25 protein-coding genes are annotated in these 24722 nt (G+C 60.1%); 24 read left to right on the top strand and 1 reads right to left on the bottom strand.

Going from position 1 to position 24722, the window contains the following annotated elements; all coding sequences use genetic code 11:
* Nucleotides 1-11 precede the first annotated feature (11 nt).
* The 17 genes from fliF to flhB all read left to right on the top strand — a co-directional run bounded on the left by fliF (nucleotide 12) and on the right by flhB (nucleotide 15240).
* Entirely contained in the window at nucleotides 12-1799 is a 1788-nt protein-coding gene (fliF, locus tag CH92_RS14035) for a flagellar basal-body MS-ring/collar protein FliF (protein WP_025242401.1), read from the top strand.
* Nucleotides 1792-2808, top strand: coding sequence for a flagellar motor switch protein FliG (gene fliG / locus CH92_RS14030; protein WP_025242400.1), 1017 nt, complete (start codon nucleotides 1792-1794; stop codon nucleotides 2806-2808). The genes fliF and fliG overlap by 8 nt, the downstream gene beginning before the upstream one ends.
* Before the next feature lie 16 nt (nucleotides 2809-2824).
* The gene (fliH, locus tag CH92_RS14025) at nucleotides 2825-3610 is read left to right on the top strand and encodes a flagellar assembly protein FliH (protein WP_025242399.1); all 786 of its coding nucleotides are present in this window, start codon (nucleotides 2825-2827) and stop codon (nucleotides 3608-3610) included.
* Nucleotides 3600-4958 carry a flagellar protein export ATPase FliI gene (gene fliI, locus CH92_RS14020; protein WP_025242398.1) on the top strand — a complete coding sequence of 453 codons (1359 nt, stop codon included), beginning with the start codon at nucleotides 3600-3602 and terminating at the stop codon, nucleotides 4956-4958. Before fliH ends, fliI begins: the two co-directional genes overlap by 11 nt.
* A 3-nt stretch (nucleotides 4959-4961) precedes the next feature.
* The gene (gene fliJ, locus CH92_RS14015; RefSeq protein WP_025242397.1) at nucleotides 4962-5414 is read left to right on the top strand and encodes a flagellar export protein FliJ; all 453 of its coding nucleotides are present in this window, start codon (nucleotides 4962-4964) and stop codon (nucleotides 5412-5414) included.
* A gap of 168 nt (nucleotides 5415-5582) precedes the next feature.
* On the top strand, nucleotides 5583-5888 hold the full coding sequence (locus tag CH92_RS14010) for an STAS domain-containing protein (RefSeq protein WP_025242396.1): 306 nt from the start codon (nucleotides 5583-5585) through the stop codon (nucleotides 5886-5888).
* Nucleotides 5888-7594 (top strand): ATP-binding SpoIIE family protein phosphatase, encoded by a 1707-nt coding sequence (locus tag CH92_RS14005; RefSeq protein ID WP_025242395.1) that lies wholly within the window; start codon nucleotides 5888-5890, stop codon nucleotides 7592-7594. The genes CH92_RS14010 and CH92_RS14005 overlap by 1 nt, the downstream gene beginning before the upstream one ends.
* 78 nt (nucleotides 7595-7672) lie before the next feature.
* Nucleotides 7673-7981, top strand: coding sequence for an Hpt domain-containing protein (locus tag CH92_RS14000; protein ID WP_051517610.1), 309 nt, complete (start codon nucleotides 7673-7675; stop codon nucleotides 7979-7981).
* 124 nt (nucleotides 7982-8105) lie between these two features.
* The gene (locus CH92_RS13995) at nucleotides 8106-9347 is read left to right on the top strand and encodes a flagellar hook-length control protein FliK (RefSeq protein WP_025242393.1); all 1242 of its coding nucleotides are present in this window, start codon (nucleotides 8106-8108) and stop codon (nucleotides 9345-9347) included.
* A 197-nt stretch (nucleotides 9348-9544) separates the two neighbouring features.
* Nucleotides 9545-10084, top strand: coding sequence for a flagellar basal body-associated protein FliL (gene fliL / locus CH92_RS13990; RefSeq protein WP_025242392.1), 540 nt, complete (start codon nucleotides 9545-9547; stop codon nucleotides 10082-10084).
* 12 nt (nucleotides 10085-10096) lie between these two features.
* The gene (gene fliM, locus CH92_RS13985; RefSeq protein WP_025242391.1) at nucleotides 10097-11068 is read left to right on the top strand and encodes a flagellar motor switch protein FliM; all 972 of its coding nucleotides are present in this window, start codon (nucleotides 10097-10099) and stop codon (nucleotides 11066-11068) included.
* A 37-nt stretch (nucleotides 11069-11105) separates the two neighbouring features.
* Nucleotides 11106-11573, top strand: coding sequence for a flagellar motor switch protein FliN (gene fliN / locus CH92_RS13980; protein WP_025242390.1), 468 nt, complete (start codon nucleotides 11106-11108; stop codon nucleotides 11571-11573).
* Nucleotide 11574: 1 nt separating this feature from the next.
* Nucleotides 11575-11994: a flagellar biosynthetic protein FliO gene (gene fliO / locus CH92_RS13975; RefSeq protein WP_025242389.1), complete on the top strand. Its 420-nt coding sequence runs from the start codon at nucleotides 11575-11577 to the stop codon at nucleotides 11992-11994.
* Nucleotides 11994-12770, top strand: a complete 777-nt coding sequence (gene fliP / locus CH92_RS13970; protein WP_025242388.1) for a flagellar type III secretion system pore protein FliP — start codon at nucleotides 11994-11996, stop codon at nucleotides 12768-12770. The genes fliO and fliP overlap by 1 nt, the downstream gene beginning before the upstream one ends.
* A 211-nt stretch (nucleotides 12771-12981) precedes the next feature.
* Nucleotides 12982-13251, top strand: a complete 270-nt coding sequence (fliQ, locus tag CH92_RS13965) for a flagellar biosynthesis protein FliQ (RefSeq protein ID WP_025242387.1) — start codon at nucleotides 12982-12984, stop codon at nucleotides 13249-13251.
* Nucleotides 13252-13287: 36 nt separating this feature from the next.
* Nucleotides 13288-14067: a flagellar biosynthetic protein FliR gene (fliR, locus tag CH92_RS13960; protein WP_025242386.1), complete on the top strand. Its 780-nt coding sequence runs from the start codon at nucleotides 13288-13290 to the stop codon at nucleotides 14065-14067.
* A gap of 36 nt (nucleotides 14068-14103) precedes the next feature.
* Complete coding sequence (gene flhB, locus CH92_RS13955; RefSeq protein WP_025242385.1) at nucleotides 14104-15240, top strand: flagellar biosynthesis protein FlhB; 1137 nt, start codon at nucleotides 14104-14106, stop codon at nucleotides 15238-15240.
* An 89-nt stretch (nucleotides 15241-15329) separates the two neighbouring features.
* Here flhB and sodC read toward each other — a convergent pair whose 3' ends face one another.
* Nucleotides 15330-15851, bottom strand: coding sequence for a superoxide dismutase family protein (gene sodC, locus CH92_RS13950; protein ID WP_025242384.1), 522 nt, complete (start codon nucleotides 15849-15851; stop codon nucleotides 15330-15332).
* Between the two features lie 240 nt (nucleotides 15852-16091).
* Here sodC and flhA point away from each other — a divergent pair, with 240 nt between their 5' ends.
* The 7 genes from flhA to CH92_RS13915 all read left to right on the top strand — a co-directional run bounded on the left by flhA (nucleotide 16092) and on the right by CH92_RS13915 (nucleotide 24688).
* Complete coding sequence (gene flhA, locus CH92_RS13945; RefSeq protein ID WP_025242383.1) at nucleotides 16092-18212, top strand: flagellar biosynthesis protein FlhA; 2121 nt, start codon at nucleotides 16092-16094, stop codon at nucleotides 18210-18212.
* A 15-nt stretch (nucleotides 18213-18227) separates the two neighbouring features.
* Complete coding sequence (flhF, locus tag CH92_RS13940) at nucleotides 18228-19508, top strand: flagellar biosynthesis protein FlhF (RefSeq protein ID WP_025242382.1); 1281 nt, start codon at nucleotides 18228-18230, stop codon at nucleotides 19506-19508.
* A 91-nt stretch (nucleotides 19509-19599) separates the two neighbouring features.
* The gene (gene fleN, locus CH92_RS13935) at nucleotides 19600-20427 is read left to right on the top strand and encodes a flagellar synthesis regulator FleN (protein WP_025242381.1); all 828 of its coding nucleotides are present in this window, start codon (nucleotides 19600-19602) and stop codon (nucleotides 20425-20427) included.
* A gap of 17 nt (nucleotides 20428-20444) precedes the next feature.
* On the top strand, nucleotides 20445-21170 hold the full coding sequence (fliA, locus tag CH92_RS13930) for an RNA polymerase sigma factor FliA (RefSeq protein ID WP_025242380.1): 726 nt from the start codon (nucleotides 20445-20447) through the stop codon (nucleotides 21168-21170).
* A gap of 117 nt (nucleotides 21171-21287) precedes the next feature.
* Nucleotides 21288-21662 (top strand): chemotaxis response regulator CheY, encoded by a 375-nt coding sequence (locus CH92_RS13925; RefSeq protein WP_172830728.1) that lies wholly within the window; start codon nucleotides 21288-21290, stop codon nucleotides 21660-21662.
* 23 nt (nucleotides 21663-21685) lie between these two features.
* Entirely contained in the window at nucleotides 21686-22480 is a 795-nt protein-coding gene (locus CH92_RS13920) for a protein phosphatase CheZ (RefSeq protein WP_025242379.1), read from the top strand.
* Between the two features lie 12 nt (nucleotides 22481-22492).
* Nucleotides 22493-24688, top strand: a complete 2196-nt coding sequence (locus tag CH92_RS13915) for a chemotaxis protein CheA (RefSeq protein ID WP_025242378.1) — start codon at nucleotides 22493-22495, stop codon at nucleotides 24686-24688.
* The last annotated feature ends 34 nt before the right edge of the window (nucleotides 24689-24722 follow it).

Genomic DNA, 24722 nt, shown 5'->3' with positions numbered 1-24722 from the left:
GGGTTTGAATAATGGCTGAAGCGCTTAGCAAGGTTCCAGTACCGGTTGATTCGGAAGCTCCGAAGAAGCCTTTGTTGGGCCTGTCGTTCCTGGAAAATCTTTCCGAAATGTCGATGCTGCGGCAGATCGGCCTGTTGGTCGGGCTGGCTGCAAGCGTGGCCATCGGTTTCGCCGTGGTGCTCTGGTCGCAGCAACCGGACTATCGTCCGCTGCTTGGTAGCCTCGCCGGGATGGATGCCAATCAGGTCATGGAAACTCTGGCGGCAGCCGATATTTCATACACCATCGAGCCTACCTCTGGTGCCTTGCTGGTCAAGGCCGATGATCTTGCCCGCGCGCGGTTGAAACTCGCCAGCGCCGGCATTGCGCCGACCGACAGCAATATCGGCTTCGAGATTCTTGACAAGGAGCAGGGCCTCGGCACCAGCCAGTTCATGGAAGCCACCCGCTACCGCCGTGGCCTCGAAGGCGAACTGGGCCGCACCGTGTCCAGCCTCAACAACGTCAAGGGCGCCCGCGTGCACTTGGCTATCCCGAAAAGCTCGGTGTTCGTGCGTGACGAGCGCAAGCCCAGCGCGTCGGTGCTGGTGGAGCTCTATCCGGGCCGCAGCCTCGAGCCGAGCCAGGTTATGGCGATCATCAACCTGGTCGCCACCAGCGTGCCGGAGCTGACCAAGTCGCAGATCACCGTGGTGGATCAGAAGGGCAATCTGCTGTCAGACCAACAGGAGCTCACCGAGCTGAGCATGGCCGGCAAGCAGTTCGACTACAGCCGTCGGATCGAGAGCCTCTACACCCAACGTGTGCAAAGCATCCTGCAGCCGGTGCTGGGCAACGGTCGGTACAAGGCCGAAGTATCTGCCGACGTCGACTTCAGCGCTGTCGAGTCGACTTCAGAGACCTTCAACCCGGATCAGCCGGCTCTGCGCAGCGAACAGAGCGTCAGCGAGCAGCGCCAAAGCAGTCTCGGATCGCAGGGTGTTCCGGGTGCGCTGAGCAACCAGCCACCGGGCCCGGCCAGCGCGCCGGAGAACGCTCAGGCCGGGCAAGCCGCGGCCGCGGGTGCCATCGCTTCCGGACAACCGTTGCTAGATGCCAATGGTCAGCAGATCATGGATCCCGCGACCGGCCAGCCCATGCTTGCGCCGTATCCCGCTGACAAGCGCGAGCAGGCGACCCGTAATTACGAGCTGGACCGTTCGATCAGTCACACCAAGCAGCAGCAGGGCCGCCTGCGCCGCTTGTCGGTTGCCGTAGTACTTGACGATCAGGTGACGGTCTCTGCTGATGGGCAGACGACACGTGTCCCGCGGAGCGCCGAAGAATTGGCGCGTTTCACCCGGCTGGTGCAGGACGCCGTCGGTTTCGACGCCAGCCGTGGCGACAGCGTCAGCGTTATCAACGCGCCGTTCGCGGCCGACTCGTTGGATGAAACCTTTATTGACGTACCGTTCTACTCGCAGCCGTGGTTCTGGGACATCGTCAAGCAAGTGCTCGGGGTACTGTTCATTCTAGTGCTGGTGTTCGGTGTGCTGCGGCCGGTCCTGAACAATCTGACCAATGCCGGGAAAGGCAAGGAACTCCAGGCCGCCGGTGGCGATATCGCATTGGGCGAAATGGACGGTATGGATGGCGCGCTGTCCAATGACCGAGTCAGTCTGAGCGGGCCGCAGAGCATCATGCTGCCGAGCCCGACCGAGGGGTACGATGCGCAACTGAATGCCATCAAAAATCTGGTAGCAGAAGATCCGGGCCGGGTGGCCCAGGTCGTCAAAGATTGGATCAACGAAGATGAGTGATGCTCGAGTTCCAGCCAAGCTGAACAAAATCGACAAGGCCGCGATACTGCTGCTTTCACTCGGTGAAGCCGATGCCGCGCAGGTCCTGCGGCATCTCGGTCCGAAGGAAGTGCAAAAAGTCGGTACGGCGATGGCGCAGATGCGCAACGTGCAGAAAACGCAGATCGAGCAGGTGATGAGCGAATTCGTTGACACCGTCGGCGACCAGACCGGGCTTGGCGTGGGCTCGGATGGCTATATTCGTAAAATGCTTACCCAGGCGCTGGGTGAGGACAAGGCCGGCGGCTTGATCGATCGCATTCTGCTAGGCGGCAATACCAGCGGTTTGGACAGTCTGAAATGGATGGAGCCTCGTGCCGTCGCTGACGTGATCCGCTACGAGCATCCACAAATTCAGGCGATCGTGGTGGCGTACCTGGACCCCGACCAGGCTGGCGAGGTGCTCTCGCATTTTGACCACAAGGTGCGGCTGGACATCGTGCTTCGCGTATCCTCGCTCAACACCGTGCAACCAGCAGCGCTCAAAGAGCTCAATCTGATTCTGGAGAAACAGTTCTCGGGTAATTCCAATACCACGCGGGCGACGCTGGGTGGCGTCAAACGTGCCGCGGATATCATGAACTACCTCGACAGCTCGGTCGAAGGCCAGCTGATGGATGCCATCCGCGATGTCGACGAAGATTTGTCGTCGCAGATCGAAGACCTGATGTTCGTGTTCGACAACCTTGCCGATGTCGACGACCGGGGCATCCAGGTGCTGCTACGCGAAGTATCCTCCGATGTGCTGGTCATGGCGCTCAAGGGTGCCGACGAAGCAATCAAGGAAAAGATCTTCAAGAACATGTCCAAGCGCGCGGGCGAATTGCTACGCGACGACCTAGAAGCCAAGGGACCGGTGCGCATCAGCGAAGTCGAAGGCGCCCAGAAGGAAATTCTCACCATCGCCCGCCGCATGGCCGAAGCCGGAGAGATTGTTCTCGGTGGCAAGGGCGGCGAAGAAATGATCTAAATCTAAGCGAGCTGCAATGTCGAAGGAAAACCCCAGCGAAGTCATCCGCGCGAAGGACGTCAATGTCTTCGATCGCTGGGCCTTGCCGAGCTTCGATCCGTTAGGCGCCGAGCCGGAGCCGGAGGTCGCCGACGCGGCGGTGCCGGACGAGGAGCTTACGCGCAGCGAGGACGTCCCCGTCGAGGAAGTCAAACCGCTGACGCTCGACGAACTCGAATCGATCCGCCAGGAGGCCTATAACGAAGGCTTCAGCACGGGCGAGAAGGACGGTTTCCATGCCGGCCAGCTCAAGGCCCGGCAGGAAGCCGATGCTGCGCTGGCACCCAAGCTCGACAGCCTTGAACGCGTGATGACGCAGTTGCTCGAGCCCATCGCCGATCAGGATCGTAACCTTGAGCACGCTATGGTCACGTTGGTCAGCCAACTGGCTCGCGAGGTGATCCAGCGCGACTTGCTGATCGATTCGAGCCAGATCCGGCAGGTCTTGCGCGATGCGCTCAAATTGTTGCCGATGGGCGCGAGCAATGTGCGCATCTATATCAATCCGCAGGATTTCGAGCTGGTCAAAGCGCTGCGCGAGCGCCATGAAGAGACGTGGCGGATCGTCGAGGACAGTGATCTGCTGCCGGGCGGCTGCCGGATCGAGACCGAGCAGAGCCGGATCGATGCCAGTGTCGAAACGCGCCTGGCTCAAGCCATCAACCAGTTGTTCGAGCAGCAGCGCGAAAACGCTACCAGCCCGCCGGAAGCCGACCTGCATCTGAACCTGGATACGGATTCGGAGAGCGCTGATGCGCCTTGAACGCACCAGCTTTGCCAAGCGTTTCGAAGCGTATGGCGAGGCGATCAAGCTGCCCAGTCAACCGATCCTCGAGGGTCGGTTGTTGCGTATGGTCGGCCTGACGTTGGAGGCTGAAGGGCTGCGCGCCGCGGTCGGCAGCCGGTGTCTGGTGATCAACGAAGACAGTTATCATCCGACCCAGGTCGAAGCTGAGGTGATGGGCTTCTCCGGCGGCAAGTTGTACCTGATGCCGGTCGGCAGCCTGGCCGGCATCGCCCCCGGCGCGCGGGTCGTGCCGCTGGCCAACACCGGCCGTCTGCCCATGGGCACCTCGATGCTCGGCCGCGTACTCGATGGCGCTGGCCGCGCGCTGGATGGCAAGGGCGGAATGAAGGCCGAAGACTGGGTGCCTATGGACGGCCCGGTGATCAACCCACTGAAACGTCACCCGATCAGCGAGCCACTGGACGTCGGCATCCGCAGCATCAACGGGCTGCTCACCGTCGGCCGCGGCCAGCGTCTGGGCCTGTTTGCCGGTACCGGCGTGGGTAAGTCGGTATTGCTCGGCATGATGACGCGCTTCACCGAGGCCGACATCATCGTGGTCGGGCTGATCGGTGAGCGGGGCCGCGAGGTCAAGGAATTCATCGAGAACATCCTCACCGAAGAAAGCATCAAGCGCTCAGTCGTGGTGGCATCGCCTGCCGACGACGCACCGCTGATGCGCCTGCGCGCCGCCATGTACTGCACGCGCATCGCCGAATATTTCCGCGACAAGGGCAAGAACGTATTGCTGCTGATGGATTCGCTGACCCGATTCGCCCAGGCCCAGCGCGAGATCGCCCTGGCCATCGGCGAACCACCGGCAACCAAGGGCTATCCGCCCTCGGTATTCGCCAAATTGCCGAGCCTGGTGGAGCGCGCCGGCAACGCGGAGGCGGGCGGTGGCTCGATCACCGCGTTCTACACCGTGCTGTCCGAGGGTGACGATCAGCAGGACCCCATCGCCGATGCCGCACGTGGTGTGTTGGACGGGCACTTCGTGTTGTCGCGCCGCTTAGCCGAGGAGGGGCATTACCCAGCAATCGACATCGAGGCCTCCATCAGCCGGGTCATGCCGCAAGTGGTCAGCGCCGAGCACATGCGCAATGCCCAGCGCTTCAAGCAGCTCTGGTCGCGTTTCCAGCAGAGCCGCGACCTGATCAGCGTCGGCGCCTACGTGCCTGGCGGTGATCCAGAAACCGACCTGGCCATCGCACGGCAGGCGGAAATGGTTCGCTATCTAAGACAGGGCCTCGACGAGGCCGAACACCTGGCTCGTAGCGAGGCACTGCTGGCCAGCGTATTCAATCCGAAGGCGGCGAGCTAAACCTTGTCGGCGAGCCGCGCCGCGCGCTTGGCGCCCGTGATCGACATGGCCGAGCGTGCCGAGCGCGACGCCGCCAGGTTGTTCGGTCAGGGGCAGGCGCAACTGTCCCAGGCTGAAGCCAAGCTGGGCGAGCTGCGCCAGTATTTCGGCGACTATCAGCAGCAGTGGCTGAGTCAGGGTAGCCAGGGTGTCTCCGGCCAATGGCTGATGAATTATCAGCGATTCCTTTCGCAGCTCGAGTCGGCCATCGGCCAACAGCAGCGCAGCGTCGATTGGCACCGCAATAATCTCGACAAGCTGCGCGAGCAGTGGCAGCAACGTCGCGCGCGCCTGGATGGCTTGCGCAAACTGGTCGAACGGTACTTGCAGGAAGCGCGAACGGCGGCCGACAAGCGCGAGCAGAAACTCCTCGATGAATTTTCGCAGCGGCTGGCAGGCCGGCCCAAACAGGATTGAAGCTTGCTGTGCGGAGTTTAGGGTGCTACATCTTCATCAGCCTGTTTGCTACAGCACGGCTGGTCATTGACGGCATCGGCGCCACTGCTCGAGGCGCCATTCGATGATGCGCCGGCGCCGTCCAGCCAATACGGCAGTCACGTTCTCGCATTGGATCAGGAGCGCTACATGACCATCAGTTCACAGCTATCGGCAGATGGACAGGAGCTGACTATAACCATTCAAGGGCGCTTCGATTTCAACACTCATCAGGCTTTTCGCGATGCCTATCAGCGTACTGGCAATACCCCCAGCCGTTATGTAGTTGACCTCAGTGGCGCGACCTACCTCGACAGTTCAGCACTTGGCATGCTGTTGTTGCTGCGCGATCACGGCGGCAGCGATAAAGCCGATGTTCGCCTGGTCAACTGCAACCCGGATGTGCGAAAGGTTCTCTCGGTTTCCAATTTCGAACAACTGTTCGCGATCGCCTAATGCCTCGCCGGCTTTCCATACTCATCGCCGAGGATGGCGCGGCCGATCGTATGCTGCTCGCCGCCATCGTCTGTCGCCAAGGGCATCGCGTGACCACCGCAGCCAATGGCGCCGAAGCGGTAAGGCGGTTCGAAGACGAACGGCCGCAGCTGGTACTGATGGATGCGCTGATGCCGGTGATGGACGGTTTCGAAGCTGCGCGGCAGATCAAGCGCCTGGCCGGCAACGAGCTGGTGCCGATCATCTTCCTCACCTCACTGACCGAAAACGAGGCCCTGGTTCGTTGCCTCGAAGCGGGCGGCGACGACTTCATCGCCAAGCCCTACAACCCGATCATCCTCGAAGCCAAGATCCAGGCCATGCATCGCTTGCGTCGCTTGCAAGCCACGGTGCTGGAACAGCGTGACCTCATTGCTCGGCGTAACCAGCAGCTGCTCGACGAGCAGAGCGCAGCCAAGGCAATTTTCGACAAGGTGGCCCACGCCGGCTGCCTGAATGCCCCCAATATCCGCTATCGGCAGTCGCCGCGCGCGCTGTTCAACGGCGACCTATTGCTGGCTGCGCACGCGCCGGCCGGACGAATGTTCGTGCTGTTGGGCGATTTCACCGGTCATGGATTGCCGGCTGCGATCGGTGCCATGCCGCTGGCTGAGACCTTCTACGGGATGACCGCCAAAGGGTATTCCAGCAGCGAAATCCTTCGCGAGATCAATACCAAGCTGAAACTGATCCTGCCCGTGGAAATGTTCTGCTGCGCCACGCTGCTGGATATCAACCTTGAGCAGGGCTCGCTGCGGGTGTGGAACGGCGGATTGCCGGACGGCTATCTGCTCAGGGCGTCGGATGACGAGCGCTTGCCGTTGCGGTCCAGGCATCTGCCGCTAGGAGTCCTCGGGGCGTCCTCCTTCGATGACACCTTCGAGACCTTGCCGCTGGCGGTTGGTGACCGCCTGCTGCTGATGTCGGACGGGATTCTGGAAAGCAGTAATGCCGACGATGAGTTGTTTGGCGAGCAACGGCTGCTCGCGGTCATGGACGCAAATCTCGACGCATCGTCACTGTTCGACGAGATCGAGGAGGCGCTGCTTGCGTTCCACGGTCAAATACTTGACGACATGAGCCTGGTCGAAGTGAGCATGATCGATCAGGCTGTCCAGGTTGCGTTTCAGCCGCTCGACATTAATCCGCTAGGTTTCCAGCAACTGCGAGCGAGAGATTGGTCAGTCAGCTTCGAGCTTCGTCCGAGCAGCTTGCGTACGGCCAATCCTTTGCCGATGACGATGCAGCTGCTGCTGCAGATATCACCCCTGCGTTATCGCGCTGGCACCATATACACCGTGTTGACCGAACTCTATGCCAATGCGCTGGAGCACGGGGTGCTATTGCTCGATTCCTCCTTGAAATGCAATGCCGAGGGTTTTGCAAACTACTATCAGGAGCGTCAAAGGCGGCTGGACGCGCTCTCCGACGGCTTCGTGTCCATCGATCTGAGCGTCAAATCCGAAGGCGCTGAGGGCTATCTGCGCATCGGCGTGCGTGACAGCGGGCCGGGGTTCGACGTACAGCGCGTGCTGAACAAGCAGTACTGCGCCGAATGCCTGGGCGGGCGGGGCATGCGCATGATCAAGCGGCTGAGTGATCACTTTTGTTGGCAGCCGGACGGCAAGGTCCTTAACGTGGAGTTCCATTGGTCCGGTCGTGCATAATTCGTCGTTATTCCAGCCAGGAGCATATCCGTGGTCGACCACCTCGACAGCCGTGTACTGGCAACCCTTCAAGACGTAATGGAAACGGAGTATCCGGTGCTTCTGGATACCTTCCTCGCCGACTCGGAGGAACGGCTGCGCCTGTTGCAGAACGCTTGCCGGTGCGGCCACGCGGAAAATCTGCGTCAGGCTGCCCACAGTTTCAAGGGCAGTTGCAGCAACATGGGTGCGACGCTGCTGGCGGAACTTTGTCGCGAGCTAGAAGAATTCGCACGGCTCGAATTGCTTGATGCCGCGTGCGAGTTGATCGATCGCATCGAGCGCGAATTCGCCATCGTCCGCATTCTCTATCGGGCCGAACGCCAGCGTTATGGCGGGTCTGGCTAACAACCGCGGTGCGCTGCCTGGCTCATCGATCCCGCGAAAAAGCATGAAGCTCGCTTCGTAGGGATAAGCTGGCCTGGACTTTGCATTTAGGAATGCAAAGTCATCATCCTGAGCGGAAAGACCCATGGCCGTTTCCCCCGATCTGTTACTCAATATCAAAACACCCACCGCTGCCGCCAAGGCTGCGAATGCGCCCACCAAAGCGGCCCCTCAGGCCAGTCGGGACGAGGCTTCCAGCTTCGCCAACGTCTATGCCAAGGAGCGTCAGGCCAAACCGGTCGAACGTCACGAAAGCGCGGCGAAGCCAGCCCGTGACAAGCCGGCAAGCGAGAAGCCGAGTCAGGAAACCGCCGAGGCGGGCGGCACCGAAAAGCCGTCGACGGTCGAGGCCGGCAACGAATTGCCTGTCGAGTCCGAGGGAGAGGATGAAGAGTCTCAAAATGCCGAGGCCGAACTCGATCCGCTCTTGCTGTTCGGCATGGGCGGACAAGGGGACATCAGCGCGGAGCAGCCAGCTGCGCAACCTCTGACCGGTAGCGAATTCTTGGTAGGACTGGCGCAAGCGACAGCGGCGGAGGCAGGCGAGGAGGGTGAAGGAGAAGGCGATACGGCGTTGGCCGGGCAGCGTTCGGGGGAGATCCAGTCTGCCGCCCAGAAGAGCCCCTTCTCGAACCTCCTCATGCCGGATGAAGCCTCCACGGACGTCGAGGATGCGCTTCCGGCGAGCCTTCTTGCGGGCGAGGAGCTCGTTGAAGAATCTGACGAGCCCTCACTGGAAGAAGGCTTCAGTGAGCTGCTCGATAAGCTCGAGGTGCCGAAGGAAAGCCGCACAAGCGCCAATGACGCAGCGATAAACCGGCTCAGTCCGCTAACGCAGGCGATCGCTCAGCAGAATCAGGTGCAGCAGGCACAGCGGCCAGCGTTGGTGCCGGGACAGCCGGTACAGATGCAGCAATCGGGCTGGAGTGAGGCGGTGGTCGATAAGGTGATGTGGTTGTCGAGTCAGAACCTCAAATCCGCCGAGATCCAGCTCGATCCGGCAGAGTTGGGGCGCATGGAGGTTCGTATCGACATGCACAAGGATCAGACCCAGGTGACCTTCCTCAGCCCGCATGCGGGGGTTCGTGATGCGCTGGAAGGGCAGATGCATCGGCTACGGGATATGTTTGCACAGCAGGGCATGACGATGGACGTGAACGTTTCCGATCAGTCGCGTGGCTGGCAGGGCGATCGCGGTGGTGATTCGCGGGGCAGTAATGCGGCCGGCTCAGTGTCGGGAGGGGACGAAGAAATCATTCGAGGCACGATGGAAATCAGCACTGGTCGTACCGGTGGCGACCGTGGCTTGGTGGATTACTACGCCTGACGTTCGGCTAGTCATAGAAAACCGGGCCTCGCGCCCGGTTTTTTTATGCAGCGACGTAGAGGACTCTTGGTCGATAAATTGGCGAGCGGCGCATGGCAATCGTTTACGCCGCTCGCTCCCTAGTCGATACTTTGGCACAGCAGTTGCTCGTAACGCTTTGATGCGAGTGAAAACACTTGTGATGACGGATATTTGGCATGGCTAAGAAACAAGGACCCCCAGACGTAGCGAGTCCTGCAGCTTCGGCCGAGGGAAAGGGAAAGGGAAAGCTGAAGCTGATTATCCTGATCGTAGTCGGCGTGTTGCTGGCGGTCGGGTTGTCGGTAGGCGGCACGATCTACTTCATGTCCCGAGGCGCATCCGAGCCGGCGCATTCGGACGAGGCCGAGCATTCCCAGACCGCACCACAGCGGCAGGCGGCGACCTATGAAGTACTGGCACCCGCGTTCATCGTCAATTTTGCCAATACCGGTGGCCGTCAGCATTACATGCAAGTCAATGTGGCGCTGATGTCCCGCGATCAGGCCGCACTCGACGCACTGAAGGAACACATGCCGCTGTTGCGCAATCAACTGGTTATGCTGTTTTCAAGTCAAGAGTTCGCCAGCCTGGCTACACCGGTTGGCCAGGAGATGCTCCGGCAGCAGGCAACCGCCAGCGTTCAAGAGCTGGCGCAGAAGGAAATCGGCAAGCTTGCCATCGAGCAAGTACTGTTCACCAACTTCGTATTGCAATAGGGGTCGCTGTAGATGTCTGTTCAAGACCTGCTCTCGCAAGACGAGATCGATGCGCTCCTGCACGGGGTCGACGACGGTCTGGTCGATACCGAAAGCGATGCCGAACCGGGCAGCATCAAAAGTTACGACCTGACCAGCCAGGACCGTATTGTCCGCGGGCGCATGCCCACGCTGGAAATGGTCAATGAACGTTTCGCCCGCTACACCCGCATCAGCATGTTCAACCTGCTGCGCCGCTCCGCCGATGTGTCGGTGGGTGGCGTGCAGGTCATGAAATTCGGTGAGTACGTGCACTCGCTGTACGTACCCACCAGCCTCAACCTGGTGAAGATCAAGCCACTGCGCGGGACCTCGCTGTTCATTCTCGATGCCAAGCTGGTATTCAAACTGGTGGACAACTTCTTCGGCGGCGATGGCCGGCACGCCAAGATCGAGGGTCGCGAGTTCACTCCCACCGAGCTGCGCGTTGTGCGCATGGTGTTGGATCAGGCGTTCGTCGATCTTAAGGAAGCCTGGCACGCGGTGCTTGACGTCAACTTCGAGTACGTTCATTCGGAAGTGAATCCGGCGCTCGCCAACATCGTCAGCCCCAGTGAAGTGGTGGTGGTGTCGACTTTCCACATAGAGCTCGAGAGCGGCGGCGGGGATTTCCACGTGACGATGCCGTATTCGATGATCGAGCCCATCCGCGAAATGCTCGACGCTGGCTTCCAGTCGGACGTCAGCGACCAGGACGAGCGCTGGGTGAATGCCCTGCGCGAGGACGTGCTCGACGTGAACGTGCCGCTCGGTGCGACGGTCGTGCGGCGCCAACTCAAACTGCGCGACATTCTGAATATGCAACCGGGCGATGTGATTCCTGTGGAAATGCCCGAAGACATGATCATGCGCGCCAATGGCATGCCGGCCTTCAAGGTCAAGCTGGGCGCGCACAAGGGCAACTTGGCCCTGCAGGTGCTTGAATCCGTTTTGCGACCCCGTTGATTCACTCCTAACTATTATCAGCGGTCGAGGATTAGCGATGGCAGACGAACACGAAAACACTTCAGCCGAAGAACAGGCACTTGCTGATGAATGGGCCTCGGCGTTGGCCGAAGCCGGCGATGCCAACCAGGACGACATCGATGCGTTGCTGAATCAGGGGCCGGCAGCGGCCCCTGCGCCTCCGCGCGCGCCACTGGAGGAGTTCGGTACCAGCCCGAAGGCGGCCGCACCGGCCGGTCTCGATGGCCCTAATCTGGATGTGATCCTGGACATCCCGGTGTCGATCTCGATGGAGGTCGGCAGCACCGAAATCAGTATTCGCAACCTGCTGCAGCTCAACCAGGGCTCGGTGGTCGAACTTGACCGGCTCGCGGGCGAGCCGCTGGACGTACTGGTCAACGGCACCCTGATCGCCCACGGCGAGGTGGTGGTGGTGAACGAAAAATTCGGCATCCGTCTGACCGACGTGATCAGTCCGAGCGAACGCATCAAGAAGTTGCGCTGACATGCGAATCCTGGCCTTCCTTTCGCTGCTGCTGGCTTTGCCGGTGATGGCCGCCGAGCCCACCGCGAGCATGAGCAACACCGGAATGGGCGCGCAGATGACCAAGATGCTGCTCGGCCTGTTGCTGGTAATCGGGCTGATCTTCCTGCTCGCCTGGTTGCTGCGCCGAATGCAACAAATCAATCCTCGGAACAATCACGCGATCAAGCTGATCTCCAGCCATGCGCTTGGCCCACGCGAACGGTTGGTCCTGGTTCAGGTAGGCAGCGAGCAGGTGCTGCTCGGCCTGAGTGCCGGTCGTATCACGCCACTGCATGTGCTTGAAGAGCCGGTTCATCTGCCGGATGCCGAGCCGGCCAACCCGGAGTTTGCCCAGCGCCTGATGGAGCTGCTTGGCAGGGACCAGAAGGACAAGCACTGATGCTTCGATTGTTGCTGGCGGTCCTGTTGGTGTTCGCCGCGCCGTTTGCGGTGGGCCAGGATGCCGCAGGACTGATCACGCAGGGCGATAATCCGCTGTCGATACCGGCGATTACCCTGAGTACCGATGCGCAGGGCCAGCAGGAGTATTCGGTCAGCCTGCAAATCCTGCTGATCATGACGGCGCTGAGCTTCATTCCAGCGTTCGTCATGCTGATGACCAGCTTTACTCGGATCATCATCGTCTTTTCCATCTTGCGTCAGGCCCTGGGCCTGCAACAGACGCCGTCGAACCAGATCCTTGTCGGCCTGACGATTTTCCTCACGCTGTTCATTATGGCGCCGGTGTTCGAGCAGATTAACAATGAGGCGGTGCAGCCTTATCTGAACGAGCAATTATCCGCACCGGATGCAATCGCACGGGCTGAGGTGCCGTTGAAGAACTTCATGCTCGCGCAAACCCGCGAAAGCGACCTGGAGTTGTTCGTGCGACTGTCGCGACGGACTGACATCCAGACACCGGACGCAGCGCCCCTGACGATTCTGGTCCCGGCTTTCGTGACTTCGGAGCTGAAAACCGCTTTCCAGATCGGCTTCATGATCTTCATTCCGTTCCTGATCATCGACATGGTGGTCGCCAGCGTTCTGATGGCGATGGGCATGATGATGCTCTCGCCACTTATCATTTCCTTGCCGTTCAAAATCATGCTGTTCGTGCTGGTCGATGGCTGGGGGCTGATCATCGGCACGCTCGCAAGCAGTTTCGGTACGCTTTAGGCTGACATTCGCTGTGCGGTGCACCGAAGGCAGTTGCGTGAAACAGGGCATTAGGAGAGATGTTTGGTCATTCCAGATGAACGGGCAATAACGCAGCGCCACGCGAAAACGGCGTCGACCCTTGGAGTCATGCGTAATTGCTGCCTGAGCGGGCAACGCCGGACACAACGATCAGGCTCACGCCGATCGTCAACGCTTTTGAGAAACTCGCATGACGCCTGAAGTCGCGGTCGATATTTTTCGCGAGGCCCTCTGGATGACGGCCATGATCGTTGGTGTGCTGGTCGTGCCCAGCCTGCTGGTGGGTCTCGTCGTGGCCATGTTCCAGGCAGCCACCCAGATCAACGAACAGACCCTGAGTTTTTTGCCTCGCCTGCTGGTTATGCTGGTGACGCTGATCTGGGCAGGCCCCTGGTTGGTCCGAGAGCTCATGGAGTACACCCAGGGCCTGATCCAGAACATTCCGTTGATTATCGGGTAGCGGTGATGAGCAGGGGCTCTGGCAAGGCGCGCGTTGATGCTTGAGCTCAGCGATGCGCAAATCGGCGCATGGGTTGGGCAGTTTCTATTGCCCTTGTTTCGCATTGCTGCGCTGCTGATGAGCATGCCAATCATCGGAACCCAGCTGGTGCCGATGCGAGTGCGGCTGTACCTGGCGGTCGCCATTTCGGTGGTGCTGGTGCCAGCGTTGCCCCCGGTTCCATTGGTTGATGCGTTGAGTGCGCAAGCGCTGGTTCTTATCGCTGAACAGATCCTGGTCGGCGTAATGCTGGGTTTCGTGCTGCAGCTTTTCTTTCAGGTATTCATCGTGTCAGGGCAGATGCTGGCCATGCAGATGGGCCTGGGCTTCGCATCGATGATCGATCCGGCGAACGGTGTCTCCGTGCCGGTGATCGGGCAGTTCTTCAACATGCTGGTCATCTTGCTGTTCTTCTCCATGAATGGCCATCTGGTTGTGCTGGAGATTCTCACCGAAAGTTTTGTGACTTTGCCGATCGGCGGCTGGCTGGTGGGCACCAACCACTTCTGGGAAATCGCCGGAAAACTGGGCTGGGTTTTGGGTGCCGGCCTGCTGTTGGTGCTGCCAGCAATCACGGCGCTGTTGGTGGTGAACATCGCGTTCGGTCTGATGACGCGCGCGGCGCCCCAGCTCAACATCTTCTCGATTGGCTTTCCACTGACTCTCGTGCTGGGCCTGATCATCGTGTGGATCGGCATGGCCGACATCCTTGCCCAGTACCAGACCTTTGTCAGCGAAGCCCTGGCGATGCTTCGCGAACTGATCGGGCTACGCTGATGCGCATCCCTTCTTCACAGCTGCCGGAGGCCTGTTATGGCTGAGAGCGAAAGCGGTGCCGACAAAAGCGAGGAACCCACGGACAAACGCGTCCGGGAGTCGCGAGAGAAGGGGCAGATTGCCCGCTCCAAAGAGCTGAGTACGGTAGCCGTAACGCTAGGCGGAATTGGTGGGTTGCTGGCGTCTGGTGGCGGCCTGGCGGGCAGCCTGATGGCCATGATGCAGGGCAGTTTCGAGCTCAGCCGTGAAACCCTGTTGGACGAGGGCGCCATGGTGCGACTGCTGATGAACAGCGGGATGATCGCGCTCGAAGCCGTCATGCCCTTGCTCATCGTGCTAATGGTCGTCTCGATCATCGGGCCGATTTCGCTAGGCGGCTGGCTCTTTTCAGGCAAAACCATGGCGCCTCAGTTCAGCAGGATGAACCCTGGTCCCGGCTTGAAGCGGATGTTCTCGACCAAAGCGTTGGTGGAGTTGTTGAAGGCGCTGGCCAAATTTCTGGTTGTGCTGTTAGTAGCGTTGGCGGTGCTCAGCGCCTATCAGGACGACCTGCTGTCCATCGCCAAGCAGCCTCTGGATCTCGCCATCATGCACAGCGTCGAGGTGGTGGGCTGGTGCGCACTGTGGATGGCCTGTGGGCTGATCCTGATTGCGGCGGTGGATGTGCCATTCCAGCTCTGGGATAACAAACAGAAGCTGATGATGACCAAGCAGGAAGTGCGCGATGAATACAAGGACAGCGAGGGGAAACCCGAGGTCAAGGCCAAGATCCGCCAGTTGCAGCGCGATGCCGCTCAGCGAAGGATGATGCAGGCGGTTCCGGAAGCCGATGTGGTCATCACCAACCCGACCCACTTTGCCGTGGCGTTGAAATATGACGGCACCAAGGGTGGTGCGCCGATGCTGGTGGCCAAGGGCGGCGACTTCGTCGCGCTGAAGATCCGTGAGATTGCCAACGAGCACAAGGTGACTGTCCTCGAATCCCCGGCACTGGCGCGGGCGGTGTATTACTCCACCGAGCTCGATCACGAGATCCCGGCGGGGCTCTACCTGGCGGTGGCACAGGTACTGGCGTACGTTTACCAGCTACGCCAGTACCGCTCCGGCAAGGGTAAACGGCCAGATCCGCTGAGCAACCTGCCGATTCCACCGGATCTGCGCCGAGACGAATAAGAGCAGCTTCTAGCTCAAGCTGCTGCTGCAGCTAAGCAAAACGGGCATGCGCTAGAGCTTCGACTTTTCGCTTCCAGCCTCTAGCCGCTTTATTCGATCAGCCCGCACGCAACCCGGGCGCCCCCGCCACCGAGCGGCTGTGGATGGTCGGAATGGTTGTCACCGCCTTTGTGAACCATCAACGCCAGGCCCTTGATGTCGCCGAGGCTTTTCAGGCGGGGTGCCAGAACCGGTTGGTTGGCATGGCCTTCGCCATCGACCATCAGCGCCGGAAGATCGCCCATATGGCCTTCACCCCAGGGCTCGCCATGCTTGCCCGCATTCTTCGGATCCCAATGGCCTCCGGCAGCGCCTGCAGCAATGGTTTCGCCGTCCTTGTCTGCCGGATCACAACTGCCCTTGGCGTGAATATGGAAGCCATGCGCCCCGGAATCGAGGCCGGACAGCTCGGGGCGGAATACCAGTCCGTACGGGCTGCTCTCGATCTTGACGGTACCGACGGACTCGCCAACACCTTTGGCTGTTACCGCCTTCATCGGCACGCTGAGGGTTTCTGCTTGTAGGCTCATGGCCGTGCAGCCGGCCAGGGCCGCGATGATCCACTGTTTCATGGCAAAACTCCTGAGTTTTTCTGCGACGGCCGTAGCCGTCAGGGGTGTCGTGCGATGGTGTCGCGCCGACAATGCTCCCCGTGAGACTGCCCCGCGCCCGGTCGGTTCGAACGCTGCCTTGCCCGCAAGCGTCTGGCTCGGCAGATGTAAGCCTACGACGAAGTTGGACCCCTTCTTGCTATAGCCCGGACAGGACGCGTTTTTGCGTCAATTCTTTGGTTCTGTTCTGACGGGGTCTACGTGGATCGCACGCAACTCATCAATATTCGAAACGGCCTGACCGGTGCGGGACGCGGCAACCTGGGCGTGCCGCTGCTGTTGCTCGTGATGATGGGCATGATGATGCTGTCGGTGCCGCCGTTCCTGTTGGACCTGCTGTTCACCTTCAACATCGCCTTGTCGATCGTCGTCCTGCTGGTCAGCGTCTATGCGCTGCGGCCACTGGATTTCGCGGTGTTCCCGACGATCCTGCTGGTCGCTACGTTGATGCGCTTGGCATTGAACGTAGCGTCGACGCGCGTGGTGCTGATCCATGGTCACGACGGTGGATCAGCAGCCGGTCACGTCATCGAGGCGTTCGGCAACGTGGTGATCGGCGGTAACTACGTCGTTGGTATCGTCGTTTTCGCAATCCTGATGATCATCAACTTCGTTGTTGTCACCAAGGGTGCCGGGCGGATTTCGGAAGTCAGTGCGCGCTTCACCCTGGATGCGATGCCCGGCAAACAGATGGCAATTGACGCCGACCTCAACGCGGGTCTTATCGATCAGGCCGAAGCCAAGATCCGTCGTGTCGAAGTGGCCTCGGAGGCTGACTTCTACGGCTCGATGGACGGTGCGAGCAAATTTGTCCGCGGTGACGCCATTGCTGGTCTGCTGATCCTGTTCATCAACCTCATCGGTGGTGTCGCCATTGGTATGGCGCAACACGGTATGAGCTTCAGCGAGGCGGGCCAGGTGTACGCCCTGCTGACCATTGGTGACGGCCTCGTGGCGCAGATTCCTTCGCTGCTGCTGTCGACCTCCGCCGCCATCATGGTGACCCGCGTAACCAGTTCCGAGGACATGGGGCAGCAGGTCAACCGGCAGATGTTCGCTTCGCCCAAGGCGCTGGCCGTTTCCGCCGCCATCATGATCGCCATGGGTCTGGTGCCCGGCATGCCGCACATGTCGTTCCTCGGGCTTGGTGCGGTCGCCGCAGGTGGCGCTTACTGGATCTGGCATCGCCAGAAGCAGGTCAAGCAGCAGGCCGAGCAAGAAGTCCAGAAGCAGCAGGAAATGCTGCCGGCGCAGCGCACCGCTGAAACCAAGGAACTGGGTTGGGACGATGTGACACCGGTGGATATGGTCGGCCTGGAAGTTGGCTATCGGTTGATCCCGCTGGTCGATCGCAATCAGGGTGGACAGCTGCTGGCGCGGATCAAGGGCGTGCGTAAGAAGTTGTCGCAAGACCTCGGCTTCCTGATGCCATCGGTACACATCCGCGACAACCTCGACCTGTTGCCAAACGCCTATCGCTTGACGCTGATGGGCGTGAGCCTGGCCGAAGCCGAGGTGTATCCCGATCGCGACCTGGCGATCAACCCGGGACAAGTATTCGGCCCGCTCAACGGAATCGCCGCCAAGGATCCGGCGTTCGGCTTGGAGGCTGTATGGATCGAGGCCAGCCAGCGCGATCAAGCCCAGTCCCTTGGTTATACGGTGGTGGACGCAAGTACCGTGGTAGCGACGCACCTCAACCAGGTGCTGCACAAGCACGCCCATGAGCTGCTCGGCCATGAGGAAGTTCAGCAACTGATGCAACTGCTGGCCAAGAGCTCGCCGAAGCTTGCCGAAGAGCTGGTGCCGGGGATGATCTCTCTGTCCACGTTGCTGAAGGTGCTACAGGCCTTGCTGCAAGAGCAGGTGCCTGTTCGTGACATCCGAACCATTGCCGAGGCCATCGCCAACGTCGCGGTCAAGAGTCAAGATCCCGCCGCGATGGTCGCTGCGGTGCGTGTCGCGCTGTCCCGCGCAATCGTGCAAAACGTTGTGGGGCTTGAGCCGCAGCTACCTGTCATCACGCTTGAGCCAAGGTTGGAACAGATATTGCTCAATAGTCTTCAGAAGGCAGGACAAGGATCGGAAGATGGCATTCTCCTCGAGCCGGGAATGGCCGAAAAGTTGCAACGTTCCCTGGTAGATGCGGCACAGCGTCAAGAAATGATGGGTAAGCCGGCGATTCTGCTGGTGGCAGGTCCGGTCCGCGCAATGTTGTCGCGATTCGCTCGACTCGCCGTACCGAACATTCATGTCCTGGCCTATCAGGAAATACCGGATAACAAGCAGGTCACCATCGTATCGACGGTGGGTCAGAATTAACCGAGGGTAAAGGCCATGCAGGTCAAACGTTTCTTCGCAGCCGACATGCGTATCGCCATGAAGATGATTCGTGACGAGCTGGGCGCTGACGCCGTGATCACGGGCAACCGTCGTGTTGCTGGCGGCGTCGAGCTGACCGCTGTGCTTGATTACCCGATGGATACCGCGCCCAAGCAGCCAAACCCGGCGCTTGAAGCCGAGCTGCGCAAAACCCAGGCGCGGATCGCTGACGCCCATGCCGAGCTGAGCGCACCGTCGCGCGCCCAGCCGAGCAAGGATCGTCAACTGCTTGACGAGAAGCCTGCCGCAATCGCTCAGCCCAAGCCTGTTGCCGCTCCGGCAGCTGCCGACTCGCGAGCGATGGAAGCCATGCAGTCCGAACTGCAGGGGCTGCGTGAGCTGATCGAAATGCAGCTCGGTTCGATCGCCTGGGGACAAGAGCAGAACCGTCGCCCCCAACAGGCCAGCCTCTGGCGCCGGTTGCAGCGCATCGGCCTGCCCGCCGAGCTGTCGCGCGCGTTGCTGGACAAGGTTTCGGCAGTGTCCGAGCCGCGCCAGGCCTGGCGCATGGTACTGGCGCACCTGGCGCAAGCGATCAAGGTGACCAAGGTCGAGCCGCTGGAAGAGGGTGGAATCATTTCGTTGGTAGGTCCGGCCGGTGCCGGCAAGACCACGACGCTGGCCAAGCTCGCGGCGCGGTATGTGCTCAAGCACGGCGCGCAGAGCATTGCGCTGGCGAGTATGGACAACTTTCGCATCGGTGCGCAGGAGCAACTGAAGACCTTGGGTCGCATTCTCGACGTCCCGGTCATTCAGGTTGACCCTACGCAGCCGTTGAGCAAAACGCTTGCGCCGATGGCGCGCAAGCGTCTGATTCTCATCGACACCGCTGGCCTGCCGGCGAATGATCCGATGATGCGCGCTCAGCTCGAGGCGCTGGCCGACCGCGGCGTCAAATCAAAGAACTATCTGGTGCTGCCCGCCACGAGCCAGAGCCAGGTTCTCAAGGCGACCTGGCACAATTACCGCCGCTGCGGGCTGGCGGGCTGCATTCTGACTAAACTGGATGAAGCCGGAAGCCTGGGCGATGTGCTCGGTCTTACCATCAGCCAACATCTGCCCATCGCCTACCTTGCCGATGGGCCGCGCATCCCCGAGGATCTGCATCTGCCGCGCAGCCATCAACTGGTTAGCCGGGCAGTGAGTCTGCAATCGGAGGAGACTCCCAGCGAGGAAACCATGGCCGACGTGTTCTCCGGTCTGTACAACGGTGGTTCTTCACGGAAGGTCGGATGAACGCTTTGCTCCGTGAAACATACAAAGAAGACGCGTTCGGGCTGAACGCATCGATGGCCCTAGGGCTCCAGCAAGAGATAGGCGTGTGAAAATGGGCATTCATCCCGTACAGGTTATTGCAGTTACCGGTGGCAAAGGTGGCGTAGGCAAGACCAATGTGTCGGTCAATTTATCGCTGGCGTTGGCAGAACTCGGTCGCCGGGTAGTGTTGCTCGATGCCGACCTTGGACTGGCCAATGTCGACGTGCTGCTGGGTTTGACGACCAAGCGCACATTGGCCGACGTCATTGCAGGCGAGTGCGATTTACGTGACGTATTGATTCAGGGGCCGGGCGGTATCCGCGTCGTGCCCGCGGCATCTGGTACGCAGAGCATGGTGCAATTGTCTAGTCTGCAACATGCGGGGCTGATTCAGGCATTCAGCGATATCGGCAAGGATATCGATGTGCTGATCATCGACACCGCAGCAGGCATTGGGGATGGTGTTGTGAGTTTCGTCCGTGCCGCGCAGGAAGTGTTGCTGGTGGTAACGGATGAGCCAACCTCGATCACCGATGCCTACGCATTGATCAAGTTGCTCAATCGTGACTACGGCATCAGCCGCTTTCGCGTGCTGGCGAACATGGCGCACGCGCCACAGGAAGGCCGCAACCTGTTTGCCAAGTTGACCAAGGTGACGGAGCGTTTCCTCGATGTGGCGTTGCAGTATGTCGGCGCGATTCCCTACGACGAGGCGGTACGCAAGGCGGTACAGAAACAGCGCGCAGTCTATGAGGCCTACCCGCGTGCGAAGTGCTCGCTGGCATTCAAGGCCATTGCGCAGAAAGTAGACACCTGGCCGCTGCCGGCATCGCCACGTGGTCATTTGGAATTCTTTGTGGAGCGCCTCGTCAGGCCCGCCGCAGAGCCTAACCAATAACAGCGGCTGGATTCGGTATGTATTACAGCAAAGCTCAGGCTAAAGATTCGCAGTATCAGCTCATCGACCAGTACGCGCCGTTGGTCAAGCGCATCGCCTATCACCTCCTGGCACGTTTGCCCGCGAGCGTGCAGGTCGATGATCTGATGCAGGCCGGCATGATCGGTTTGCTGGAGGCGTCAAAAAAATACGACTCCAGCAAGGGCGCGAGTTTTGAAACCTATGCTGGCATCCGCATTCGTGGAGCCATGCTTGACGAGGTCCGCAAGGGTGACTGGGCGCCGCGTTCGGTTCACCGTAATTCGCGTATGGTCAGCGAAGCGATCAGGGCAATCGAGGCCAGAACCGGTCGCGACGCTAAAGATCAGGACGTTGCGGCCGAACTTAAATTGAGTCTCGATGAGTACTACGGCATTCTGGGCGACACCCTGGGTAGCCGCTTGTTCAGCTTCGATGATCTGCTGACCGAAGGCGAGCACGGGGAGTTCGAGGAGGATGCTGCCAGTTCTCATCCGGAACCGTCCCGCGATCTTGAAGACGAGCGTTTTCAACAGGCGCTGGCCGAGGCCATCGGCAGTCTCCCTGAACGTGAAAAGCTGGTGCTATCGCTGTATTACGACGAAGAGTTGAACTTGAAGGAAATCGGCCAGGTACTGGGCGTCAGTGAATCGCGGGTGAGCCAGCTGCACAGTCAGTGCGCGGCACGTCTGCGGGCTCGCCTCGGTGAGTGGCGCGCCCGTTAACGGGCGGTTCAAAAAAAGCATTAGAGGCCGCTTACGAGCTTCATTCATGAGGCCCGCAACAGACCGTGAGCCGGTTCTGGGATTTCGGGATCTACGGAGGTGTACTTGGACAAGAACATGAAAATCCTCATCGTCGATGACTTTTCGACCATGAGACGGATCATCAAGAACCTCTTGCGCGATCTGGGCTTCACGAATACCGCTGAGGCGGATGACGGCACCACGGCGTTGCCGATGCTGAAAAGCGGCAGTTTCGACTTCCTGGTCACGGACTGGAACATGCCTGGCATGAGCGGTATCGATCTGCTGCGCGCCGTACGCGCCGACGAGCGCCTGAAGCACCTGCCGGTGCTAATGGTCACCGCCGAGGCGAAGCGCGATCAGATCATCGAGGCCGCGCAGGCGGGCGTAAACGGCTACGTGGTCAAGCCATTCACGGCCCAAGTGCTCAAAGAGAAGATTGAAAAGATCTTCGAGCGCGTCAACGGCTGAAGAAGTAACGCCGCGAGGGCACTATGACGCAAGCAGATCAAAGCCTGGCAGAGTTCGAAGCGACTCTGAAGGCTCACGCACCTCAATTGATCGAAAGTCTGCAACAGGGCCGCTTCGACGAAGCGACGCAGATGTTCAACGAGCTCAATCAGGCCCGTAATCATGGGCTCTATCTGGAGGTCGGCAAGCTCACCCGTGAGCTGCATAACGCCATCGTCAAGCTCGAAATGGACACCTGCGCAACGGGCGGTGACCCGTCACCGATCACCGATGCCACTGATAGGCTTTCCTATGTGGTGGAGATGACCGAAAAAGCGGCCAATCGCACCATGGATCTGGTCGAAGAATCGGCGCCGCTGGTCAATTACGTCAGTTACGAAGCTCCGAGCCTGATTTCCGATTGGCAACGTTTCATGCGCCGCGAGATGAATGCCGAGCAGTTCAGAGATCTGGTTCGGCGGATTGACCAATACCTTCAGCGTTCGATGAACGACAGCAGCCAGCTGTCGCAGAACCTCAGCGAAATCATGCTGGCTCAGGACTTCCAGGATCTGACCGGGCAGGTGATCAAGCGTGTTACCCGGCTGATCACCGAGCTTGAAAGCAACCTGTTGAATCTCGTGCTCATGGCCGGTCAGGTTGATCGAGTGGCGGGCATCCAGCATGACCGCGAAGCGATGCGCGCCGAGCAGGAAAAGAAAAAACAAGAAAAAGAGCCTTCCAATGGTGAAGGTCCGCAGATGCATGCCGATATACGTGAGGATGTCGTATCCGGGCAGGACGATGTCGATGATCTGCTTTCGAGCCTGGGCTTTTAGGGGAAGGTGAATATGAGCTTCGACGCCGATGAAGAAATCCTCCAGGACTTCCTGGTAGAGGCCGGCGAGATTCTCGAACTATTGTCAGAGCAACTGGTGGAGCTGGAAAGCAGCCCCGATGACACAGCGTTGCTCAATGCGATTTTTCGCGGGTTCCATACGGTAAAGGGCGGTGCCGGCTTTCTCCAGCTGCATGAGCTGGTGGAGTGCTGCCACATCGCCGAAAACGTCTTCGACATCCTGCGCAAGGGTGAGCGTCGCGTCGACTCGGAACTGATGGATGTCGTGCTGCAGGCACTGGACTCCGTCAATGAAATGTTCACCCAGGTGCGCGAGCGCACCGCGGTAACCCCTGCCACACCCGAGCTGTTGGCGGCGCTGGCGCGTTTGGCCGAACCGGCTGACGCGCAAGATTCGCTAGTCGAAGCGCCAGCCGAGCCAGAGCCCGAAGCTGTGACGGCGGACAACGAGTTCGAGGAATTTCTTGGTGCGCTGGATCAGTCCGCCGAAACTCCGCCGACCGGAGCCACTGATGAGATTACTGACGAAGAATTCGAGTCGCTGCTCGATCAACTCCATGGCAAGGGGCAATTTGCCGTAGAGCCGGTCCCGGCACCTACCCAGCCATCTGCCGCAACGCCTGTCAGTGACGAGATCACCGATGACGAGTTCGAAGCATTGCTCGATCAGTTGCACGGCAAAGGTCAGTTCGCCGAACCGACGGCGGCTGCTCCCGCCGTTGAGGCTGAGGCTGAGGTTAAAAAACCTGCCGCGACGGGTGGCGATGACATTACCGATGATGAATTCGAAGCCCTGCTGGACCAACTGCACGGCAAAGGAAAATTCGAGCCGGAGGCGGCCGCTCCTGTAACGGCAGCACCGGCACCCGCGGCAAAGCCCGCGCCGGCCGCAGCACCCGCAGCGAAGAGCAGTGCACCTGCGAAGCCTGCAGCTGCACCGACACCCAGCAAGCCAGCGGCACCGGCAAAAGCGGAAGCGGCGGCCAAGGCCGCCCCTGCGTCCGAGAAACCGGCGAGCGAAGCCGAGACCACTGTACGGGTCGATACGGCGCGGCTCGACGAAATCATGAACATGGTTGGCGAACTGGTGCTGGTGCGTAACCGTCTGGTCCGCCTGGGCTCAAACAGCGCTGACGAGGCGATGTCCAAGGCCGTGTCCAATCTGGATGTGGTGACGGCCGACCTGCAGAGCGCGGTGATGAAAACACGCATGCAGCCGATCAAGAAGGTGTTCGGTCGCTTCCCGCGCTTGGTTCGCGACCTGGCGCGCAGTCTCAAGAAAGAAATCAATCTGGAATTGGTCGGCGAAGAGACCGATCTGGACAAGAACCTCGTCGAGGCCTTGGCCGATCCGCTGGTGCACCTGGTGCGTAACGCGGTTGACCACGGTATCGAGACGCCGGAAGAGCGCGAGGCCGCGGGTAAGCCGCGCGTCGGTAAGGTAGTGCTTTCGGCCGAGCAGGAAGGTGATCACATCCTGCTGCTGATCACCGATGACGGCAAGGGTATGGACGCCGACATCTTGCGCGCCAAGGCGGTGGAGAAGGGCTTGCTGGAAAAGGACGCCGCCGACCGCCTGAGCGATCTGGAATGCTACAACCTGATCTTTGCGCCAGGCTTCTCGACCAAATCGGAAATCTCCGATGTCTCCGGCCGCGGTGTCGGCATGGATGTGGTCAAGACCAAGATTTCGCAACTCAACGGCACGGTCAACGTGTTTTCCAGCAAGGGCCAGGGCTCGCGCGTGGTCATCAAGGTACCGCTGACACTGGCGATCATGCCCACGCTGATGGTGATGCTGGGCAACCAGGCCTTCGCCTTCCCGCTGGTCAGCGTCAACGAGATATTCCACCTCGATCTTTCCCGCACTAACGTGGTGGATGGCCAGGAAGTCGTCATCGTGCGTGACAAGGCGCTGCCGCTGTTCTACCTCAAGCGTTGGCTGGTACGCGGCGCCGAGCACGAGGAGCAGCGTGAGGGTCACGTGGTGATCCTGAACGTCGGCAACCAGAGCATCGGCTTCGTCGTCGATCAGTTGGTGGGACAGGAAGAAGTGGTCATCAAGCCATTGGGCAAGATGTTGCAGGGCACGCCCGGCATGTCCGGCGCGACCATTACTGGCGACGGGCGTATCGCCTTGATCCTGGATGTCCCGAGCATGCTCAAGCGTTACGCACGCCGGATCTGATCAGTAGCAAGCGGTTAAATAAGGACCGCTGTCG

Source organism: Stutzerimonas stutzeri (assembly GCF_000590475.1).
GTDB lineage: Bacteria > Pseudomonadota > Gammaproteobacteria > Pseudomonadales > Pseudomonadaceae > Stutzerimonas > Stutzerimonas stutzeri_D.
The sequence above is the reverse complement of the archived record's forward strand: the minus strand, read 5'-3'. Positions and strand labels throughout refer to the sequence as shown.

Excerpts from the sequence above, each read along its gene's own strand:
- fleN (WP_025242381.1), top strand. The coding sequence starts at position 19,600 with ATGGGCATTCATCCCGTACAGGTTATTGCAGTTACCGGTGGCAAAGGT.
- sodC (WP_025242384.1), bottom strand. The coding sequence starts at position 15,851 with ATGAAACAGTGGATCATCGCGGCCCTGGCCGGCTGCACGGCCATGAGC.
- fliG (WP_025242400.1), top strand. The coding sequence starts at position 1,792 with ATGAGTGATGCTCGAGTTCCAGCCAAGCTGAACAAAATCGACAAGGCC.
- CH92_RS14010 (WP_025242396.1), top strand. The coding sequence starts at position 5,583 with ATGACCATCAGTTCACAGCTATCGGCAGATGGACAGGAGCTGACTATA.
- fliN (WP_025242390.1), top strand. The coding sequence starts at position 11,106 with ATGGCAGACGAACACGAAAACACTTCAGCCGAAGAACAGGCACTTGCT.
- CH92_RS14000 (WP_051517610.1), top strand. The coding sequence starts at position 7,673 with ATGGAAACGGAGTATCCGGTGCTTCTGGATACCTTCCTCGCCGACTCG.
- fliH (WP_025242399.1), top strand. The coding sequence starts at position 2,825 with ATGTCGAAGGAAAACCCCAGCGAAGTCATCCGCGCGAAGGACGTCAAT.
- CH92_RS13915 (WP_025242378.1), top strand. The coding sequence starts at position 22,493 with ATGAGCTTCGACGCCGATGAAGAAATCCTCCAGGACTTCCTGGTAGAG.
- fliQ (WP_025242387.1), top strand. The coding sequence starts at position 12,982 with ATGACGCCTGAAGTCGCGGTCGATATTTTTCGCGAGGCCCTCTGGATG.
- CH92_RS14005 (WP_025242395.1), top strand. The coding sequence starts at position 5,888 with ATGCCTCGCCGGCTTTCCATACTCATCGCCGAGGATGGCGCGGCCGAT.
- fliF (WP_025242401.1), top strand. The coding sequence starts at position 12 with ATGGCTGAAGCGCTTAGCAAGGTTCCAGTACCGGTTGATTCGGAAGCT.
- fliR (WP_025242386.1), top strand. The coding sequence starts at position 13,288 with ATGCTTGAGCTCAGCGATGCGCAAATCGGCGCATGGGTTGGGCAGTTT.
- fliP (WP_025242388.1), top strand. The coding sequence starts at position 11,994 with ATGCTTCGATTGTTGCTGGCGGTCCTGTTGGTGTTCGCCGCGCCGTTT.
- fliA (WP_025242380.1), top strand. The coding sequence starts at position 20,445 with ATGTATTACAGCAAAGCTCAGGCTAAAGATTCGCAGTATCAGCTCATC.
- flhF (WP_025242382.1), top strand. The coding sequence starts at position 18,228 with ATGCAGGTCAAACGTTTCTTCGCAGCCGACATGCGTATCGCCATGAAG.
- fliL (WP_025242392.1), top strand. The coding sequence starts at position 9,545 with ATGGCTAAGAAACAAGGACCCCCAGACGTAGCGAGTCCTGCAGCTTCG.
- CH92_RS13920 (WP_025242379.1), top strand. The coding sequence starts at position 21,686 with ATGACGCAAGCAGATCAAAGCCTGGCAGAGTTCGAAGCGACTCTGAAG.
- CH92_RS13995 (WP_025242393.1), top strand. The coding sequence starts at position 8,106 with ATGGCCGTTTCCCCCGATCTGTTACTCAATATCAAAACACCCACCGCT.
- flhB (WP_025242385.1), top strand. The coding sequence starts at position 14,104 with ATGGCTGAGAGCGAAAGCGGTGCCGACAAAAGCGAGGAACCCACGGAC.
- fliO (WP_025242389.1), top strand. The coding sequence starts at position 11,575 with ATGCGAATCCTGGCCTTCCTTTCGCTGCTGCTGGCTTTGCCGGTGATG.
- fliM (WP_025242391.1), top strand. The coding sequence starts at position 10,097 with ATGTCTGTTCAAGACCTGCTCTCGCAAGACGAGATCGATGCGCTCCTG.
- fliI (WP_025242398.1), top strand. The coding sequence starts at position 3,600 with ATGCGCCTTGAACGCACCAGCTTTGCCAAGCGTTTCGAAGCGTATGGC.
- CH92_RS13925 (WP_172830728.1), top strand. The coding sequence starts at position 21,288 with ATGAAAATCCTCATCGTCGATGACTTTTCGACCATGAGACGGATCATC.